Genomic DNA, 18,954 nt, shown 5'->3' on the forward strand with positions numbered 1-18,954 from the left:
TGTGCGCATTACCCCGATTGTGTGACTACAAGATCAACAACATTCCACCATCAGGTGATATTCCATTCTTGAATCGGCCGCGACCGAGTCTCCGTGGTAGAGGCTCTAGGCTCTCCTGCTCATGGACGCAGGCGAGCTGGTGCGCGGGTACCTGGTGCTGGGGCTGCGGCTCGGGCGGCTGAGGTCCGGGTTCGTGGACTCCTACACGGGCGACCCGGCGCTGAGCCGCATGGTCGACAACGAACCACGCCTGGACCCCGGCGCGCTGGCCACGCACGCCCGCCGGCTGCGCGCCGAGCTGCGGGAGTGCACCGACCTGGCCGAGCCGCGCAGGCAGTTCCTCGACGCGCACCTGACGGCGATGGAGTGCAACGCGCGCAAGCTCGCCGGCGAGCGCATCTCGTTCGTCGACGAGGTCGAGCAGTACTTCCAGGTGCGCGTCCGGCCCGGTGACGAGGACGCCTACGCCCAGGCGCACCGCAACCTCGGCGAGCTGCTGCCGGGGCGTGGCTCGCTGGGCGACCGGCTGGCGGACTTCCGCGACACCGACGAGGTGCCCGCGCGGCGGCTCCAGGGGTGCGTGCAGGCCCTCTCCAGCGCGCTGCGCGACCGCGTGCGGCACCGGTACGAGCTGCCCGAGCAGGAGATCGTCGAGTACCAGATCGTCACGAACAAGCCGTGGAGCGGCTTCAACTACTACCTGGGCGGCTACCGGTCCAGGGTCGCGATCAACGCCGACCTGAACCACCGCATGTCGAACCTGCCGCACCTGGTCGCGCACGAGTCCTACCCCGGCCACCACACCGAGCACTGCCGCAAGGAGGCCGGGCTGGTCCACCGGCGCGGGCACGCCGAGCAGTCGATCTTCCTGATCAACACGCCGCAGTGCCTGATGGCCGAGGGCATGGCCGACCTGGGCCTGCACGCCGTGGTCGGGCCGGGCTGGGGCCGCTGGACCGAGGACGTGCTGCGCGACCTGGGGTTGCGAATGGACGGCGAACTGTCCGAAAAGGTCGAGTCGGCGGCGGCCGGCCTGCTCACCGTGCGGCAGGACGCGGCGTTGCTGCTGCACGACCGCGGTGCGGACCAGGACGACGTGGTCGCGTATCTGCGCAGGTGGCTGCTCGTACCGGAACGCCGCGCACGGCAGATGGTGCGGTTCCTGGCCGATCCGCTGTGGCGCGCGTACACGACGACCTACGTCGAAGGGGTCCGGCTGGTCAGGGCCTGGCTCGACGTCCGCGCGCCCGGCGAGTCGCTCGAATCGCGGTACCTGCGGCTGCTGGACGAACCGCTGGTGCCGAAATCCTTGGAGGTCCAGGTGCGCGACGGCCTGTCGTGGCTTGCCCGCAACGCCGCGGAAAGCGGCGCCTGACCTGCGTGAACACCGCTGCGCACACGTTTCGTGCAGTTTTCGCGGAGATGACAAATTCGGATTCACCTGTGTGGCTTCGTGCAGATGGGGCACTCACGCAGGTAACTTCGGAAGTGGCGGGACGCGACCACTGCGGACCGCGCAGGGAGGCTCTGATCGTGGCTGATGACGTCGCGAGGGGGCCGGCACCCGGCCCTCGTGGTCGACCTGCCTGACGCCGCACGGCGGAAGGCGGGATCGACCGATCAGGGTGGTGCCTGGCCCAGCGAGGAGCGGACGCGGGTGCCGCGTTCGTGAGGGAGTTGCCGTGAACGCACGACGTCCCGCGAGCCGTTCCTCAGGCTCATCGCGCACATCCTCCTCCCGGCGCAAGTCCGCCGCTCCGGCCTTGACCACATATGTGCTGGACACGTCGGTACTGCTGTCCGACCCGCTCGCTCCCACCCGGTTCGCGGAGCACGAGGTCGTGCTCCCGCTCGTGGTGATCAGCGAGCTGGAGGGCAAGCGCCACCACCCCGAACTGGGCTGGTTCGCGAGGGAGGCCCTGCGCCTGCTCGACGACCTGCGCTTGCGGCATGGTCGCCTCGATTCGCCGATCCCCATCGGGGATCTGGGAGGCACCTTGCACGTCGAGCTCAACCACTCCGACCCGGAGGTGTTGCCATCAGGTTTCCGAACGGACTCCAACGACGCCCGGATCCTCGCGTGCTCCCTCAACCTCGCTGCCGAGGGGCGCGACGTCACCCTGGTGACCAAGGACATGCCGCTGCGGGTCAAGGCCGGATCGGTCGGCCTCGCCGCGGAGGAGTACCGGGCGCACGACGTGACCCTGTCAGGCTGGACCGGGATGTCCGATCTGGACGTCGACCAGTCCCTGGTGGACAGCCTGTTCAAGGAGAGCGTCGTCGACCCGGCCCTGCACGAGGGACTGGAGCACGTCGCGGAGCTGCCCTGCCACACCGGACTGCGGTTGCTGGCGGGCACCTCCAGTGCGCTGGGCCGGGTGACCGCGGACAAGCAGATCAGGCTGGTGCGCGGGGACCGGGAGGCGTTCGGACTGCACGGGAGGTCCGCTGAGCAGCGGATCGCGCTGGACCTGCTGCTCGACGCCGATGTCGGCATCGTCTCGCTGGGCGGACGTGCGGGCACCGGCAAGTCGGCACTGGCGCTGTGCGCCGGTCTCGAAGCGGTGATGGAACGGCGGCAGCACCGCAAGGTCGTGGTCTTCCGCCCGCTCTACGCGGTCGGTGGCCAGGAGCTCGGCTACCTGCCGGGCAGCGAGAACGAGAAGATGGGGCCGTGGGCGCAGGCGGTGTTCGACACGCTCGGCGCGCTGGTGAGCCAGGCGGTGCTGGAGGAGGTGCTGGACCGCGGGATGCTGGAGGTCCTGCCGCTGACCCACATCCGCGGCCGCTCGCTGCACGACTCCTTCGTGATCGTCGACGAGGCGCAGTCGTTGGAGCGCAACGTGTTGCTGACCGTGCTGTCACGGCTGGGCAGCAACTCGCGGGTGGTGCTGACGCACGACGTGGCGCAGCGCGACAACCTGCGGGTCGGCCGGCACGACGGCGTGGCCGCGGTGATCGAGAAGCTGAAGGGCCACCCGCTCTTCGCCCACATCACCCTGACCCGCTCGGAGCGGTCGCCGATCGCGGCGCTCGTCACCGAGATGCTGGAGGACTACGCCTCATAGGGTCCTGAGTGGACGAACGGCCCCGCGCACTCCGGTGCGCGGGGCCGTTCGTCCGTGCGGTGCGATCAGTCGAGCGCGCGCTTCATGAAGCCGCGCAGGCCGAGCCCGCCGAAGCCCGCGATCGCCACCACGAGCACGAGCAGCACGACCGGCAACGGGATGTGCGGCACGGCCGGCACCAGCTCCGCGCGCATGCCCTCGCTCACGTACGTCAGCGGGTTCAGCGCGCAGATCACCTTGAACCACAGCAGGTCGTCGCTGAGCGAGCGCCACGGGAACTGCGAGGAACCCGTGAACAGCAACGGCGTGAGGATCACCGCGAACATCACGTTCACCCGGCGCGCGGGCACCGACGTGCCGATGACCATGCCGACCGACCCGCCGGCCAGGCACCCCAGGACGATCACCAGCAACGCGCCGGGAATGCCTTCCCACGCCCAGGAGACGTCGAGCATCACGAACCCGACCGGCACCATCAGCACCGCCGCGACGAACCCGCGGACCGCGCCGAACACGATCTTCTCCACCGCGACCAGCGGGATGGAGATCGGTGCCAGCAGCCGGTCCTCGATCTCCCGCGTCCACGAGAAGTCCAGCACCAGCGGCAGCGTCGTGTTCTGCAACGCCCCCAGGAACCCGTTCATCGCGATGATGCCCGGCAGCAGCACCTGCGCGAAGTCACCCTGGACGTACCCGATGTCCCCCAGCACCTTCGCGAAGATGAAGAGGATGAAGAACGGCTGGATGATCACCTGCGCGAGGAAGCTCGGCAGCTCGCGGCCGGTGACGAAGACGTCGCGCCACAGGATCGCGTTGAACGTGCGCAACTGGCTCACCGCAGCTCCCGGCCGGTCAGGTGGATGAAGACGTCTTCCAGGCTGGGCTTGCCGATCGCGACGTCGCTGACGACGACGTCGAGGTCGCGCAGCACGTTCAGCACCGCGGGCAGCGTCACGGCGGTGTCCGCGTCGGTGTAGACGCGGAACATGCCGCCCACCTCCTCGACCCGCTGCACACCGTCCACTTCGGACAGCGCGGTGCTGATCTTCACGGGCTCCTGGCCGTTCGGGCTGACCGTGACGCTGACGGTGTTGCTGCCGGGCAGGTTCTTCGTGAGCTCGGCGGGCGTGTCGAGGGTGAGCAGCTTGCCGTGGTCGACGATGCCGACCCGGTCGCACAGCTTCGCGGCCTCGTCCATGTCGTGCGTGGTCAGCACGACCGTGACGCCGTCGGCGTGCAGTGCGGCGACGCGTTCGTGGACGAAGAGCCGGGCCTGCGGGTCGAGGCCGGTGCTCGGTTCGTCCAGGAACAGCACCTTCGGGCGGTGCATCAGCGCGCGGGCAATCATCAGCCGTTGCGCCTGGCCACCGGAAAGCGTGTCCACGAGCGCGTTCCGGTGGTCCTTCAGGCCCATGCGCTCGAGGATGTCGTCGGCGAGCTCCTTGCGCTCCGCCGGGCCGATGCCGTGGTAGGCGGCGTGGAACAGCAGGTTCTGCCGTGCGTTGAGCGAGCGGTCGAGGTTGTTGCGCTGCGGCACGACCGCCAGCAGCTGCCGCGCGCGCTTGGAGTCGGCGACCACGTCGACGCCCTCCACGAGCGCCTGCCCCGAGGTGGGGCGGACGCGCGTGGTGAGCACGCCGACGGTGGTCGTCTTGCCGGCTCCGTTCGGGCCGAGCAGGCCGAACACCTCACCGCGGCGGACGGTGAAGCTCAGGCCGTCCACCGCCGGTTTTTGTCCGGGTTTGTAGATTTTGCGGAGTTCTCTGACCGAGACCGCGTCATCCATTTCTCACCAACCCCCTGGCAACGGCCGCCCTTCCGCGAACCCCGCAGCGGACTGGATGCCGAGAACTGCCTTGTCGTGGAACTCCTCCAGCGAGGCCGCACCCGCGTAAGTGCAGGCCGAGCGAACGCCGGACGTTATCGCGTCGAGCAGATCCTCCACGCTGGGACGCGCTGGGTCCAACCGCATTTTCGACGTGGAGATGCCTTCTTCGAACAGGCCCTTCTTGGCCCGGTCGAACGCGTTGTCGCTGCGCGTGCGCGCCGTGACGGCCCGCTTCGACGCCATTCCAAAGGATTCTTTGTACAGGTTGCCGCGCTCGTCGCGCTGGAGGTCGCCGGGCGACTCGTAGGTGCCGGCGAACCAGCTGCCGACCATCACGCTGCTCGCACCGGCCGCGAGGGCCAGCGCCACGTCGCGCGGGTGGCGCACGCCGCCGTCGGCCCACACGTGCTTGCCGAGCCTGCGCGCCTCCGCCGAGCACTCGGCGACCGCGCTGAACTGCGGCCGGCCGACGCCGGTCATCATCCGGGTGGTGCACATCGCGCCCGGCCCGACACCGACCTTGATGATGTCCGCGCCCGCTTCGACCAGGTCGCGCACGCCCTCCCTGGTGACGACGTTGCCCGCGGCGATCGGCACGGTCGGGCTGGCCTCGCGGACCGCCCTGACCGCACTGATCATCTTCTCCTGGTGGCCGTGCGCGGTGTCCACGACCAGCACGTCCACGCCGGCCTTGAGCAGCGCCTCCGCCTTGGCCCTGACGTCGCCGTTGACCCCGACCGCGGCGGCGATCCGCAGCTGCCCGTCCTCGTCGGCGGCCGGCCTGTAGATCTCGGCCCGCAGCGCCGAAAGCTCGGTCAGCACGCCGCGCAGGCGCTGCTGCTCGTCCACGCCCAAGGCGATCCTGTGCGTGCTGTGGTGGAGGTGTTCGAACACGTCCTGCGGCTTGGTGCCGAGCGGCAGCTGGAGGACGTCGGTGTTCATCACGTCGCCGATGCGCGCGAACCGGTCGACGCCGGTGCACGCCGCCTCGTCGACGACGCCGATGGGCCGGCCACCGTCGTCCACGACGACGACCGCGCCGTGTGCGCGCTTGTGCATGAGGTTCCACGCGTCCGCGACGGCGTCACCCGTGGTGAGCGTCAGGGGCGTGTCCCAGACCGGGTGCCGCTCCTTGACCCACGAGATGATCTCCGCGACGGCCTCCGTGGGCACGTCCTGCGGGATGACGACGAGCCCGCCGCGCCGCGCGATGGTCTCGGCCATCCTGCGCCCGGCCACGGCCGTCATGTTCGCCACGACGATCGGGATGGTGGCGCCGGTGCCGTCCGAGGTGGACAGGTCGACGCCGAACCGCGACTCCACGGCGCTGCGGCCGGGGATGAGGAAGACGTCGTCGTAGGTCAGGTCGTATGAGGGTCGATGCCCTTCGATGAACCGCACGTGCTTCCACGATACCCGCAGCCGGCCGGATGGCCAGCCGCGTCACGGCCGCCAGACGTACGGGGTCGTTGTCGTCACAGCGACGAACCCGAGCCGTTCCAGGATCGGCCGCGAGTCCTCGGAGGCGTCGACCTGGAGGTAGGTGATGCCGCGCTGGACCGCGACCCGTGCCCGGTGAGCGACCAGCGCCCGGTAGATCCCCCTGCCCCGCCACCGCTCCAGCGTGGACCCGCCCCACAGCCCGCCGAACTCGGTGCCCGGCACGATCTCCAGCCGCGCGGCCGACACGACCCGCCCCTCGGCCTCCGCGACGACGACCACCACGTCGGGGTCGTCCTTGATGGAGACCAGCCGGTCGGCGATCGCACCGCAGTCCTTGCCCCAGACCTCGCTCAGGCAGTCGCCGATGCGCCGCATGTCGGCTTCCTCGCGGGTCTCGCGCAGCACCACCCCGTCGAGCTCGACCGGGCCGGTCATCTCCCCCGCGAGGCCGATGAGGACGGTCTCGCGGTCGTCGGCGACGAATCCGGCGGCCTCCAGGCGTGCGGGCAGGTCGGCCGGGCGGTCGTGGCCCCACGTCTTCCACTCGACCGGCTGGCCACGCCCGGCGAAGAAGTCCCGTTGGCGGGCGATCAGCTCGTCCAGCTCGGCGCCGGTGACGCCGAGGTCGGGCGGGCCGGCGACGTTGCCGCCGGCAGGTCCCTCCACGCGGAACAGCGGGCCGTCGCGGTGCACGGGCGCGCCGGGCACCGCGTTCGCCCACTCGGCGGGGCGGGCCTGGGTGTCGTAGGCGCTCAGCAGCGCGGCAGCATCGGTCACCGGGTCAACGCTATGGCCGCCGGTTCCTCGGCCGCACGCGATTTACCGCCGGTGCCGCGGTGCAGGGCGATGGCGCAGCCGAGTGTCACGGTGACGACGCCGACCACCGACACGAAGGTCAGGTCCTGCACGCCCAGCAGCACGGACGCCGCCAGCCCGGCGACCGGCATCAGGCCGATCAGCACCCCCGCGCGGTCGGACCCGAGCCGGTTCACGGCGAAGTACCAGAGGCCGAACGCCAGCGCGGTGACCAGGACGGCCAGCGACACCAGCGCGAAGGCCTGCCGGGTGTCGGGCACCTGCCAGCCGCCGACGAACGTGCCCGCCACCGAGCCGATCACGGCGGCGATGATGCACGTCCAGGTCGCCACGCCGAGCACGCCGAGCCGTTTCACGACACCGACCGCGAAGAGGGTGAAGCAGACCTCGCCACCCATCGTGAGCAGGGCGAGCAGCAGGCCGGGGCCGTGCCAGGCGCCACCGCCGGACAGCACCACGACGCCCGCGGCCACCACCGCGGCACCGACGACGGCGGCGAGCGAGCGTTGCCGGGCCAGCAGGGCGAGCGCGATCGGCGAGGCGCCCATGACGGCGGCCACGAAGCCGGGTTCGGCGTACTGCTGGGCGGCGAGCAGCAGGGCGTTGAAGCCGAGCATGCCGGTCAGGACCACGCCGAGCAGCGGCGGGAGGTCGCGCCACGACGGCATGGGCAGGCGGCGGGCGACCAGCAGCAGGATCACCGCGGCGAGGGCGTAGCGCATGGCCTGACCGGTCAGGACCGGGTAGCCCTCCAGCATCCCCGTGATCGGAACCGACGCGCCGACGATCGTTGCCGCTGTCGCTCCCGCGGCCACCCCGAGTCTCATGCCCCAGAGCTTCGCCGCGAACTGGTCCAGATTTAAGCTCCACTTCGATGTCTGCGAACTGGTCCACTTTTCGTGAGCTGCTGTTGCCGGAGCACCAGCGGCGCCGCGGTGTGGAGGCGGCGCTGCGCAGGGCGATCCGGGACGGGCGGCTCACGCCGGGCACGCGGCTGCCGTCGTCCCGCGACCTGGCCGCACAGCTCGACGTCGCGCGCGGCACGGTCACGTCGGCCTACACGCAGCTCGTGGCGGAGGGGTACCTCACGGCGCGGCGCGGGTCGGGCACGACGGTCGCCGCGCTCGGACCGGCCGGGACGTGCGGGGTGCCGGAGCCGCCGCGGCGGTGGCGGTACAACCTGCGGCCGGGACTGCCCGCGCTGAGCGCGTTCCCGCGCGCCGACTGGGTCGCGGCGCACCGGGCGGCGCTGGCCGAGCTGCCCGACGACGACCTGGCGTACCCGGACCCCGCGGGATTCCTGGGGCTGCGCAAGGAGATCGTCGACTACCTGGCGCGGGTGCGCGCGGTCGTGGCACGGGACGCGGTGATCACGAACGGCGCGGCGGACGGGCTGCAGCTGACCGCCCGGCTGCTCAACGGATCGATCGCGGTCGAGGAGCCCAGCCACTTCGGCGGCGCGGACATGCTGCGCTCGCACGGGCTCACCCCGGTGCCGATTCCCGTGGACGACAAGGGCATCCGGGTCGACCTGCTGGCGCGGACGGACTGCCGGGCGGTGCTCGTGACGGCGGCGCACCAGTTCCCGCTGGGCGTGGTGCTGCACCCGGAACGGCGGCGGGCGCTCGTGGAGTGGGCGCGCTCCCGCGACGGGTTGATCATCGAGGACGACTACGACGCCGAGCACCGCTACGACCGGCCGGCGCTGGGGGCGTTGCAGGCGCTGGCGCCCGACCACGTGGTGTACCAGGGGACGACGAGCAAGGTGCTCGCGCCGGCGCTGCGGCTGGGGTGGCTGGTGGTGCCGGAACGGCTGCGCGCGGGCATCGTGGACCGCAAGAAGTACAACGACATGGGCACCGGGACGATCCCGCAGGCGGCCTTCGCGCACCTGTTGCGGACCGGTGGTTACGACCGGCATCTGCGGCGTACGCGCGCGCTCTACCGCAAGCGCCGGGATGCGTTGCTGGAGGCCGTCTCGACGCACCTGCCGTCGTGGCAGCCCATCGGTGTCGCGGCGGGCCTGCACGTGGTGCTGCGCATGCCGGACGGGTCGGACGACATGGCGTTGAAGCACGCACTGGAGGCGCGCGGTGTGCACGTGTGGGCGCTCGCGCAGTACGCGCGCACGCCCATGTGGCCCGGTCTGGTCCTGGGGTACGCCGCGCTGACGCCGGACCGCCTGCGGGAGGCGGTCAGGGAGATCGCGGCGGTCGTGTGAACGCCTAGAGGATGTGCTCGCGCTGCTCGGAGACGCCGCTGCCCTGGAGGATGTGCTCGCGGGCCTGGCCGGCGGTCGCACCCACCGTGACGGCGGCGACGGCGGTGACGAGCAGGGCGGCAGCGACGATCTTGATGGCTCGCATGGCGCGGTGAACCCCCGGGTGGAGCGAATGTCCGGGCCAGCCTAGCCCGCCCCTCGAGAAATTGTCAGTGCTCGGGTGCACCATGAGACCGTGCTCCTCTCCGAAGTAGTCGACACGTCGGCCGCCGTGGCGGCGACCCGGTCGCGCCTGGCCAAGGTCAAGGCGCTGTCCGCGTTGCTGCGTGCGGCGGCGGGCGCCGCGGACGTCGTGGTCGCGGTCGTGTCGTTCCTGATCGGCACGCCCCGCCAGGGCCGCATCGGCGCCGGCTGGCGGACGGTGCTCGACCTGGCGGTGCCCGCCGCCGACCGGGCCGCGCTGACCGTCGCCGAGGTCGACGCCGCCCTGGGTGCCGTCGCCACCACGTCCGGCAAGGGCTCCGCCCAGCGCCGGGTGGACCTGCTGACCGCGCTGTTCAGCCGGGCCACGGCCGCGGAGCAGGACTTCTTGCGCCGGCTGCTGACCGGCGAGCTGCGCCAGGGCGCGCTGGAGGGCGTGATGCTCGACGCGATCGCCTCGGCCGCGGACGTGCCCGGCGAGACGGTCCGCCGCGCCTTCATGCTGTCCGGCCGCCTGCCGGAGACGGCCGTGGCCGCGCTGGAGGGCGGACCGGACGCGCTGGAGGCGTTCCGACTGGAGATCGGCCGCCCGCTGCGCCCGATGCTGGCCTCCCCCGCCGAGTCGCTCGACGAGGCCCTGGCCGAGCTGGGCAGCTGCGTCGTGGAGCACAAGCTCGACGGCGCCCGCATCCAGGTGCACCGCTCCGGCGACGAGGTGCACGTCTACACGCGCACGTTGCGCGAGATCACGAAGACCGTGCCCGAGCTGGTCGAGCTCGTCCGCGGCCTGCCGTGCACGTCGGTGGTGCTCGACGGCGAGACGCTGGCGCTGACCGACGAGGGCCGCCCGCGCCCGTTCCAGGAGACGATGAGCCGCTTCGGCGCGCAGGACGAACGCGAGCTGCTGCTGCACCCGTACTTCTTCGACTGCCTGCACCTCGACGGCAAGGACCTGCTCGACGAACCCCTGCGCGACCGCCTGGCGGCCCTGCGCGAGGTAGCGGGCGAGCACGTCATCCCCGGCGCGCTCGACCCGTCCCCGGACGAGGCGGCCGCGGTGGTGACCGCCGCACTGGGCGCCGGCCACGAGGGCGTGATGGTGAAGTCGCTGTCGTCGGTCTACGCGGCAGGCAGGCGCGGCCGCGCCTGGCAGAAGGTGAAACCCGTCCACACCCTCGACCTGGTCGTCCTCGGCGTCGAGTGGGGCTCCGGCCGCCGCCGCGGCTGGCTCTCGAACCTCCACCTCGGCGCCCGCGACCCGGACGGCGGCCCGCCGGTGATGGTCGGCAAGACCTTCAAGGGCCTCACCGACGAGCTGCTGACCTGGCAGACCAAGGCCCTGCAGGACATCGCCGTCTCGCAGGACGACTGGGTGGTCATGGTCCGCCCGGAGCTCGTCATCGAGATCGAGCTGGACGGCGTGCAGGTCTCGCCCCGCTACCCCGGCGGCGTCGCCCTGCGCTTCGCGCGCGTGGTCCGGTACCGGCCGGACAAGGACCCGTCGGAGGCGACGACGATCGAGGAGGTGCGGGCCCTGCTGCCCTCGGCACAACCGAATCCGTGACCGCTGCACGGCTTGCTGCGCACCTGGGAGGGGCGTCCGCGGCGGCGATGCACGCAGGGAAGCCGGCCTGGGGCGCCTGCCGGAGGCGGCAGCGGGTCTCGGCGGCATCGCCTGCCGGGAGGCGCGAGCGGGTCTCGGCGGCATCGCCTGCCGGGAGGCGCGAGCGGGTCTCGGCGGCATCGCCTGTGAGGAGCCCCGGCCTGGGGTGCCTGCCGAAGGTGGAGGGACGTCGGCGGCGTCCCCCGCAGGCAGCAGGCCTGGGGCCTGACGGAGGCGAAGGGGCGTCGGCGGCGTCCCCCGCAGGCAGCAGGCCTGGGGCCTGACGGAGGCGAAGGGGCGTCGGCGGCGTCCCCCGCAGGGAGCCTGCCTGGGGCCTACCGGAGGGGGAGCGGGCCTCGGCGACATCGCCTGCTAGAGGCGGGAGTGGGCCTCGCGGCATCGCCTGCCAGGGAGCCCCGGCCTGAGGCGCCGCCGAAGGTAGGGAGCGTCGACGGCGTCCCCCACAGGGAACCGGCCTGAGGCGTCTGCCGGAGGTAGGCACGCTCGGTGGTGGCGGTAGGCCCCGCCAGCGGCACGGCGACGACCGCGTCACGCGCCTGCACCCACGTGTCGCGCACCCGCACGCGCCATGCGCCCGCGCCAGTCGTCGCGCGCCCACGGCGCCCACCCACGCCCGCGCCAGCCGTCGCGCGCCTGCAGCGCCCACCCACGCCGCGCCACCCGCCGCGCTCGCCCGCGCCACCGCCGCACACCCGCAGCGCTCATCCGCGCCCGCACCGCTCGCTCCCGTCGCGCCCGCACCGCCCATTGCGCACCCGTACTGCTGTCGCACACCCGCGCACGCCACACGCCCTACCGCCCACCCGCGACCGCACCGCCCGCCGTGCACCCCGCACGGCCCATCACGCACCCGCACCCCCCAACATGTCCCCAGCGCCCACCCGCGCCGCCCGCCAGGCGCAACCCGCCCCGTCGCACCGCCCATCCGCGCCCACGCCGCCCGCCATGCCTGGCTCGTCCCGTCGCACCGCCCGCCACGTACCCGAACCGACCATCTGCGCCCACAGCGCCCCGCGCACCCGCGTCTCCCGCCATGCGCGACTCGCCCCTGTTGCACCGCCCGTCGGCGACCTGCCACGCGCCGAGCGCCTCCGGAACCCCGCGACCACTGGCCAACTGGCGAACCGGGCAGCACCGGCCGGACGAGCAGCGGGGCCGCCCCAACCGGTTCGGCTGGAGCGGCCCCGCACGTGCCAAGTGGACCTCAGGCGAGGTCCGGCCCCTGCTCCCGCAGGTCGTCCACCTTCGACATCGCCTCCCGCAGCTCACCCAGCCACGAGTCCGCGTGCTCCCCGACCAGTCGCACGGCCCACGCCAGCGCGTCGGCGCGGGACCGGGCCACACCGGCGGCGACCAGGGTGTCGAGCACCTGGCGTTCCGGCTGGCGCAGGCGGGTCATCACCGGCACGGCCAGGTGCGTGAACAGTTCGCGGGTGCCGCCCTGCACTGCTCCCCACGCCACCTTGCGGCCGTAGCGGTGTTCGGCCTGGCGGGCGATCTCGATGCGTTCTTCGCGGGTCTGCTCGCGCCACCGGGAGATGCGGCCCGACTCGGCGGCCGCGCGGGAGGCGTCGTCGAACTCGCCCTCCAGGTCGGGCAGGGTGCCGATGACCGTGATCTCCTCGCGGTCGACGACCACCTCGGGTGCGTCGGTGAACCAGCCGTCCGGCAGGCGGCCGGCGAACCAGGCCGCCGCGTCGTCGGCCGACGGCAGGTCAGCCTGCTGCCAGCCTCCTCTTCCGCGCCATCCACGTCCCATTTCAACCACCTCTGATTACATGATTACGTCGTTACCGACGTTACGCCTGCAATCAGTCAGGCGGTGTTCGCCGACAGTGAAGTGACCAGCGCGTCCGCGGTGACCACGGGCCGGTCGCACACGTAGCCACGGCACACGTACGCGGCGGGCGCCTCGTCCACCAACGGGCGGTCTTCCAGCAACGGCACCGATGACGGCTCGCCGGCCACGACGACGCCGCCTCCGGGCACGTGCGCGACCGCCGCCGACCACAGCGCCGCACGGCGTGGGTCGTCGGCCGCGCCGACCACCGCCACCTGCAGCGGGCCGGAGGCCAGCGCCTCGGCGACGGTCAGCCAGTGGCCGGCGAACCGGGGGGCGCGTGCGGCCAGCAGGCCGGCTCGGGTCACGGCGGCGGAGGCGGCGTCGAAGTACCGGGCGGAACGGTCGGCGCCTGCCAGCAGGGAGGCCGTCAGCAGGGCCGAGGCCAGCGACGACGCGCCGGAGGGCGAGGCGTTGTCGGTCGAGTCGGCCGGGCGGCGCACCAGTGTCTCGGCGTCGTCGGCGGTGTCGTAGTAGGCGCCGGGGGTGTCCGGCACGGCGAAGCGCGCCAGCGCGGTGTCCAGCAGGCCGCACGCCAGGTCGAGCCACCGGATCGACGCGGTCACCTGGTGCAGGGCCAGCAGGCCGTCGGCCAGGCAGCCGTAGTCCTCCAGCACCCCGGCCGACGGGCCCGCCACGCCGTCCCGCGACGTCCGCAGCAGCCGTCCCTCGACCAGGTGCGCGGACGCCAGCAACGCCGCTGCCTCCGAGGCCGCCGCGACCCAGGCCGGTTCGGCGAAGAACGCTCCCGCCTCGGCCAGCGCGGCGATCGCGAGGCCGTTCCAGGCGGCGATCACCTTGTCGTCGCGGCCGGGCTGCGGGCGCCGGGCGCGCTGGGCCAGCAACGCCGCCCGCACCTCCTCCCCCGGCTCCGACACGAACCGCAGCGTCGAGCGGCCGTCCTCGAAGTTCGGCTCCTCCGTCACCCCGAACGCCGCCGCGGCGTCACCCAGCTCCTCGTAGGTCCACACGTAGGTCGATCCCTCGACGCCTTCGGTGTCCGCGTCCAGCGACGCCGCGAACCCGCCCTCGGGCGTGCGCAGCTCGCGCAACAGGAACCCGGCGGTGTCACGAGCGACCCGTTCATAGCGCGACGAGCCCGTCACGCGCGTGAGGTGCGTGTAGAAGCGGAGCAGCAAAGCGTTGTCGTACAGCATCTTCTCGAAGTGCGGCACGACCCACGACGCGTCGACGCCGTACCGCGCGAACCCGCCGCCGAGCTGGTCGTACATGCCGCCGTTCGCCATCGCGTCGGCCGTCACGGTCGCCATCGACAGCGCTTGCACGGAACCCGTGCGTTCGTGGTGGCGCACCAGGAACTCGACCACCATCGACGGCGGGAACTTCGGCGCGCCACCGAACCCGCCGTTGCGCCGGTCGAACTCGCCCAGCAACGACACCACCGCACCGGCCAGCGCCTCCTCATCCACAGTGGACGGTGGCAGCGGCGTGGCACGGCTGGAAATCTCCGCCACGACGGCGGAAGCCGACGCCAGCACCTCGTCGCCCTGCGTGGTCCACGCCGCCTGGACCGCTTCGAGCAGCTGCCGGAACGACGGCATGCCCGGCCGCGGCGCGGGCGGGTAGTAGGTGCCCGCGTGGAACGGTTTCGCGTCCGGCGTGAGGAACACGGTCATCGGCCACCCGCCGTGCCCGGTCATGGCCTGCGTGACCTCCATGTACACCGCGTCGACGTCCGGGCGTTCCTCGCGGTCGACCTTCACCGGCACGAAGTGGTCGTTGAGGTACGCGGCGACCTCCTCGTCCTCGAACGACTCGTGCGCCATGACGTGGCACCAGTGGCAGGCCGCGTAGCCGACGGAGAGCAGCACCGGGACCTCGCGCCGCCGGGCCTCCTCGAACGCCTCGGGGCACCACGGCCACCAGTCGACCGGGTTGTCCGCGTGCTGCAGCAGGTAGGGGCTGGTCGCGTCCGCTAGCCGGTTCGTCATGCCGACCACAGTAAATGAGCAGCGAAAACGGCGAATCTCGATCAGACTCGACCGGGTGCTGCTCACCATGACCACCACCCACCGGCCGGCGACCGACCTCGGTCACCTGCTGCACAAGCACCCGGACCGGGCCCAGTCGTTCACGACGAGCTCGGGTGTCGCGCACGTCTTCTACCCGAAGACGACGCACGAGGAGTGCACGGTCGCCCTCCTGCTGGAGGTCGACCCCGTGGCGCTGGTCCGAGGTCCCGGCAGCACGCTCACCCAGTACGTCAACGACCGGCCGTACGCGGCCGGGTCGTTGCTCACGGTCGCGCTCGGCAGCGTGTTCCGCACCGCGATGAACGGCCGCAGCGACAGCTACCCGGAGCTGGCGGCCACGCCGATCCCGCTGGTGGTCCGCATTCCCGCGTTGCCGCACCGGCTCGCCGACCGGCTGTTCACGCCGCTGGGCTGGACCGTCGAGATCACCGAGCACGGCGACTCCCGCTACGGCGACGTCACGCTGACCGGCACGGTCAAGCTCAGCGACGCGCTCCGGCACCTCTACGTCCTGTTGCCGGTGCTCGACGGCGGCAAGCACTACTGGGTCGCCGCGGACGAGGTCGACAAGCTGCTCAAGGCCGGTGACGGCTGGCTCGCGCGGCACCCGGACAAGGAGCTGATCACCACCCGGTACCTGGCGCGCAAGCGGCCGCTGGTGCTTTCGGCGCTGGAACGGCTGGCCGAGGTCGACGAGGTCGAGCCGGAGGAGCTGGACAACGCGCTGGCCGAGCCGAAGATCTCCCTTGCCGCACAGCGCAAGGAGGCCGTGGTCGAGGCGTTGAAGCAGGCGCGGGCCAGGCGCGTGCTCGACCTCGGCTGCGGTGGCGGCGCGTTGCTGCGGGTGCTCGCCGACGACCCGGAGTTCACCGAGGTCCACGGCGTCGACGTCTCCGCGAAGGCGTTGCAGGAGGCCGCCCGCAAGCTGCGGCTCGACCGCATGAGCGACCGGGCCCGCGAGCGGATCACAGTGCGGCAGTCGGCGCTGACCTACGCGGACCCCCAGCTCGCCGGGTACGACGCGGCGGTGCTGATGGAGGTCGTGGAGCACGTCGACCCGTCGCGGCTGCCCGCGCTGGAGCACTCGGTGTTCGTGGTCGCACGTCCGGCGACGGTGCTCGTCACCACGCCGAACGTGGAGTACAACCCGCTCTTCGAGACGTTGCCGGAAGGCCAGCTGCGGCACTCCGACCACCGTTTCGAGTGGACTCGCGCGGAGTTCCAGGAGTGGGCCGGCGGTGTGGCCGCACGACGTGGCTACACCGTGCGCTATGTGCCCATCGGGCCGGAGGACGCCGAACGCGGCGCGCCGACCCAGATGGCCGTCTTCAGCTCGGGGGCCGAGAACTGATGGAACTGAAGATCCCGGACCTCTGCCTGGTGGTGCTCGTCGGCGCCTCCGGCTCCGGCAAGTCCACGTTCGCCCGCAGGCACTTCCTGCCCACACAGGTGCTGTCCAGCGACTACTTCCGCGGTCTCGTCTCGGATGACGAGAACGACCAGTCGGCGTCCGCGGCGGCGTTCGACGTGCTGCACTACGTAGCGGCGAAGCGGTTGGAGGCCGGCAAGGTCACCGTCGTCGACGCGACCAACGTGCAGGCGCCGGACCGCGCGAAGCTGGTCGAGGTCGCGAAGCGCGCGAACGTGCTGCCGGTCGCGATCGTGCTGGACCTGCCGACCGACGTCTGCCTGCGGCGCAACGCTTCGCGGCCGGACCGCGACTTCGGCGCACACGTCGTGAAGCGGCACCGGGCCGCGTTGCACCGGTCGTTGAAGTACCTGGGCAAGGAGGGCTTCAAGCGCGTCCACGTGCTGCGCTCGGAGTCCGATGTGGACAGTGCGACGATCGTGTACGAGAAGCTGCTCAACGACCTCCGGCACGAGACCGGCCCGTTCGACGTGATCGGTGACGTGCACGGCTGCCGTGCCGAGCTGGAGGAGCTGCTCACCGAGCTGGGCTACGCGCTGGTCCGCGACGCCGAGGGCCGCGCGGTCGACGCGGTGCCGCCGGGTGACCGCAAGGCCGTGTTCGTCGGCGACCTGGTCGACCGCGGCCCGGACACGCCCGGCGTGCTGCGGCTGGTGATGGGCATGGTCGCGCACGGCCACGCCCTGAGCGTGCGCGGAAACCACGAGGAGAAGCTCGTCCGCGCGTTGCGCGGGCACAAGGTGACGGTCCGGCACGGCCTGGAGAAGTCGCTGGAGCAGCTCGCGCACGAGCCGGAGGAGTTCCGCCTGGCGGCGCAGAAGTTCTGCGACGGCCTGATCGCGCACTACGTCCTCGACGGCGGCAACCTCGTCGTGGCGCACGCGGGCCTGCCCGAGCGCTACCACGGCCGTGCGTCGGCCAAGGTGCGCAGCTTCGCGCTGTACGGCGACACGACCGGCGAGACCGACGAGTACGGGCTGCCGGTGCGGTTGCCGTGGGCGAACGACTACCGCGGCTCGGCGATGGTGCTCTACGGCCACGTGCTGGTGCCCGAGGCCGAGTGGGTCAACAACACCCTGTGCCTGGAGACCGGTGTGGTGTTCGGCGGCAAGCTGACCGCCCTGCGCTACCCGGAGAAGGAGCTCGTCTCCGTCAAGGCGCACCAGGTCTGGTACGAGAACGACCGGCCGTTCCCCGCACCCGTCACCGAACGCGCGCCGGACGTGCTGGCGCTGACCGACGTCACCGGCCTGCGCCGGATCGAGACGTCGGTGATGGGCGCGGTGACGATCCGCGCCGAGCAGTCGGCCAGCGCGCTGGAGGTGATGAGCCGGTTCGCGATCGACCCGCACGACCTGCTGTACCTGCCGCCGACCATGGCACCGACGGCGACCTCGCAGCGCGACGACGTGCTGGAGCACCCGGAGGACGCGTTCGCGGAGTACCGCGCGGCCGGTGTGAAGCAGGTGATCTGCGAGGAGAAGCACATGGGCTCCCGCGCGGTGTTGCTGGTGCGCAAGGAGGGCGGTGCGATCTACACGCGCACCGGCCGGGCGTTCTTCGACGGCGCGCTGGGTGCGGAACTGCTGGACCGCGTGCGGGACGGCGTCCGGCCGCTGTTCGACGAGCTCGCCACGGACTGGCTGCTCCTCGACGCCGAGCTGCTGCCGTGGAACGCCAAGGCCTCCGGACTGATCCGCGAGCAGTACGCGGCGGTCGGCGCGGCGGCGGTGGGCGCGCTGCCGGTGGCGGTCGACGTCCTGGAGGGGGCCGCGGCCCGTGGCGTGGACGTGTCGGACCTGCTGGCGCGCACGACTCGCCGTGCGGCGAACGCGGTGGCCTACCGGGACGCCTACGAGCGCTACTGCTGGCCCACCGAGGGCCTGGAGGGCGTGCGGATCGCACCGTTCCAGCTGCTCGCGGCGGCCGGGCAGACGTTCCACGACCGGTCGCACCTGTGGCACCTGGAGAAGCTGGCCGCGCTGCCGGGACCGTTGTGGCAGCCCACGCGGCACCTCGTGGTCGACGTGACCGACGAGGCGCAGGTGGCCGCGGGCGTCCGGTGGTGGGAGGAGCTGACGGCGGACGGCGGCGAGGGCATGGTCGTGAAGCCGCTGGCGAACCTGAGCAAGCGGGTGCAGCCGGGCGTGAAGGTGCGCGGGCGCGAGTACCTGCGGATCATCTACGGCCCGGACTACACCGAGCCCGCGAACCTCACGCGCCTGCGCAAGCGCAGCCTCGGCCGCAAGCGCGGGCTGGCCCTGCGCGAGTACGCCCTGGGCGTCGAGGCGCTGGACCGCGTCGCGCGCGGCGAGCCGTTGTGGCGCGTGCACGAGTGCGTGTTCGGTGTGCTGGCGCTGGAGTCGGAACCGATGGACCCGCGGCTGTGATCCTGGAGGCGATCGTCGGGTCGCACGCCCACGGGCCGGCGACCGCGCAGTCCGATGGACAGGCGCGGGGTGTTCGTCGCGCCCGCGTTCCTCTCCCGGT

Annotated in this window: 14 protein-coding genes; 6 read left to right on the forward strand and 8 right to left on the reverse strand. The window is 72.1% G+C overall.

Annotated elements, in window-relative coordinates; all coding sequences use genetic code 11:
• Positions 1-121: 121 nt before the first annotated feature.
• Positions 122-1,375 carry a hypothetical protein gene (locus ADL03_RS43215; RefSeq protein WP_053739468.1) on the forward strand — a complete coding sequence of 418 codons (1,254 nt, stop codon included), beginning with the start codon at positions 122-124 and terminating at the stop codon, positions 1,373-1,375.
• Between the two features lie 388 nt (positions 1,376-1,763).
• The gene (locus ADL03_RS43220) at positions 1,764-3,068 is read left to right on the forward strand and encodes a PhoH family protein (protein ID WP_197289155.1); all 1,305 of its coding nucleotides are present in this window, start codon (positions 1,764-1,766) and stop codon (positions 3,066-3,068) included.
• Between the two features lie 65 nt (positions 3,069-3,133).
• Here ADL03_RS43220 and ADL03_RS43225 read toward each other — a convergent pair whose 3' ends face one another.
• The 5 genes from ADL03_RS43225 to ADL03_RS43245 form a co-directional block, all read right to left on the reverse strand.
• Complete coding sequence (locus tag ADL03_RS43225; protein WP_053739470.1) at positions 3,134-3,904, reverse strand: ABC transporter permease; 771 nt, start codon at positions 3,902-3,904, stop codon at positions 3,134-3,136.
• Positions 3,901-4,791, reverse strand: a complete 891-nt coding sequence (locus tag ADL03_RS43230) for an ABC transporter ATP-binding protein (RefSeq protein WP_231642850.1) — start codon at positions 4,789-4,791, stop codon at positions 3,901-3,903. The genes ADL03_RS43225 and ADL03_RS43230 overlap by 4 nt, the downstream gene beginning before the upstream one ends.
• Positions 4,792-4,857: 66 nt before the next feature.
• Entirely contained in the window at positions 4,858-6,297 is a 1,440-nt protein-coding gene (locus tag ADL03_RS43235; protein ID WP_053739472.1) for a GuaB1 family IMP dehydrogenase-related protein, read from the reverse strand.
• A gap of 42 nt (positions 6,298-6,339) precedes the next feature.
• The gene (locus ADL03_RS43240) at positions 6,340-7,116 is read right to left on the reverse strand and encodes a GNAT family N-acetyltransferase (protein ID WP_053739473.1); all 777 of its coding nucleotides are present in this window, start codon (positions 7,114-7,116) and stop codon (positions 6,340-6,342) included.
• On the reverse strand, positions 7,113-7,982 hold the full coding sequence (locus ADL03_RS43245) for a DMT family transporter (protein WP_082374038.1): 870 nt from the start codon (positions 7,980-7,982) through the stop codon (positions 7,113-7,115). The genes ADL03_RS43240 and ADL03_RS43245 overlap by 4 nt, the downstream gene beginning before the upstream one ends.
• Before the next feature lie 47 nt (positions 7,983-8,029).
• Here ADL03_RS43245 and ADL03_RS43250 point away from each other — a divergent pair, with 47 nt between their 5' ends.
• Complete coding sequence (locus tag ADL03_RS43250) at positions 8,030-9,376, forward strand: PLP-dependent aminotransferase family protein (protein ID WP_053739474.1); 1,347 nt, start codon at positions 8,030-8,032, stop codon at positions 9,374-9,376.
• A 4-nt stretch (positions 9,377-9,380) separates the two neighbouring features.
• Here ADL03_RS43250 and ADL03_RS47880 read toward each other — a convergent pair whose 3' ends face one another.
• Positions 9,381-9,521 carry a hypothetical protein gene (locus tag ADL03_RS47880; RefSeq protein WP_157529773.1) on the reverse strand — a complete coding sequence of 47 codons (141 nt, stop codon included), beginning with the start codon at positions 9,519-9,521 and terminating at the stop codon, positions 9,381-9,383.
• Positions 9,522-9,611: 90 nt separating this feature from the next.
• On the opposite strand from ADL03_RS47880, the gene ADL03_RS43255 reads away from it, so the two are divergent.
• Complete coding sequence (locus ADL03_RS43255; RefSeq protein WP_053739533.1) at positions 9,612-11,141, forward strand: ATP-dependent DNA ligase; 1,530 nt, start codon at positions 9,612-9,614, stop codon at positions 11,139-11,141.
• A 1,264-nt stretch (positions 11,142-12,405) separates the two neighbouring features.
• On the opposite strand, the gene ADL03_RS43260 is transcribed toward ADL03_RS43255, so the two are convergent.
• Positions 12,406-12,960 (reverse strand): hypothetical protein, encoded by a 555-nt coding sequence (locus ADL03_RS43260; protein ID WP_053739475.1) that lies wholly within the window; start codon positions 12,958-12,960, stop codon positions 12,406-12,408.
• A 56-nt stretch (positions 12,961-13,016) separates the two neighbouring features.
• Positions 13,017-14,993 (reverse strand): thioredoxin domain-containing protein, encoded by a 1,977-nt coding sequence (locus tag ADL03_RS43265; protein ID WP_053739534.1) that lies wholly within the window; start codon positions 14,991-14,993, stop codon positions 13,017-13,019.
• Between the two features lie 55 nt (positions 14,994-15,048).
• Here ADL03_RS43265 and ADL03_RS43270 point away from each other — a divergent pair, with 55 nt between their 5' ends.
• Together ADL03_RS43270 and ADL03_RS43275 are read left to right on the forward strand one after the other, a co-directional pair.
• Complete coding sequence (locus ADL03_RS43270; RefSeq protein ID WP_053739476.1) at positions 15,049-16,386, forward strand: 3' terminal RNA ribose 2'-O-methyltransferase Hen1; 1,338 nt, start codon at positions 15,049-15,051, stop codon at positions 16,384-16,386.
• Positions 16,386-18,854, forward strand: a complete 2,469-nt coding sequence (locus tag ADL03_RS43275) for a polynucleotide kinase-phosphatase (RefSeq protein ID WP_053739477.1) — start codon at positions 16,386-16,388, stop codon at positions 18,852-18,854. Before ADL03_RS43270 ends, ADL03_RS43275 begins: the two co-directional genes overlap by 1 nt.
• The last annotated feature ends 100 nt before the right edge of the window (positions 18,855-18,954 follow it).

The sequence above is a fragment of the Nocardia sp. NRRL S-836 genome, from assembly GCF_001279525.1.
In the GTDB taxonomy this organism is placed as follows: Bacteria; Actinomycetota; Actinomycetes; order Mycobacteriales; family Pseudonocardiaceae; genus Lentzea.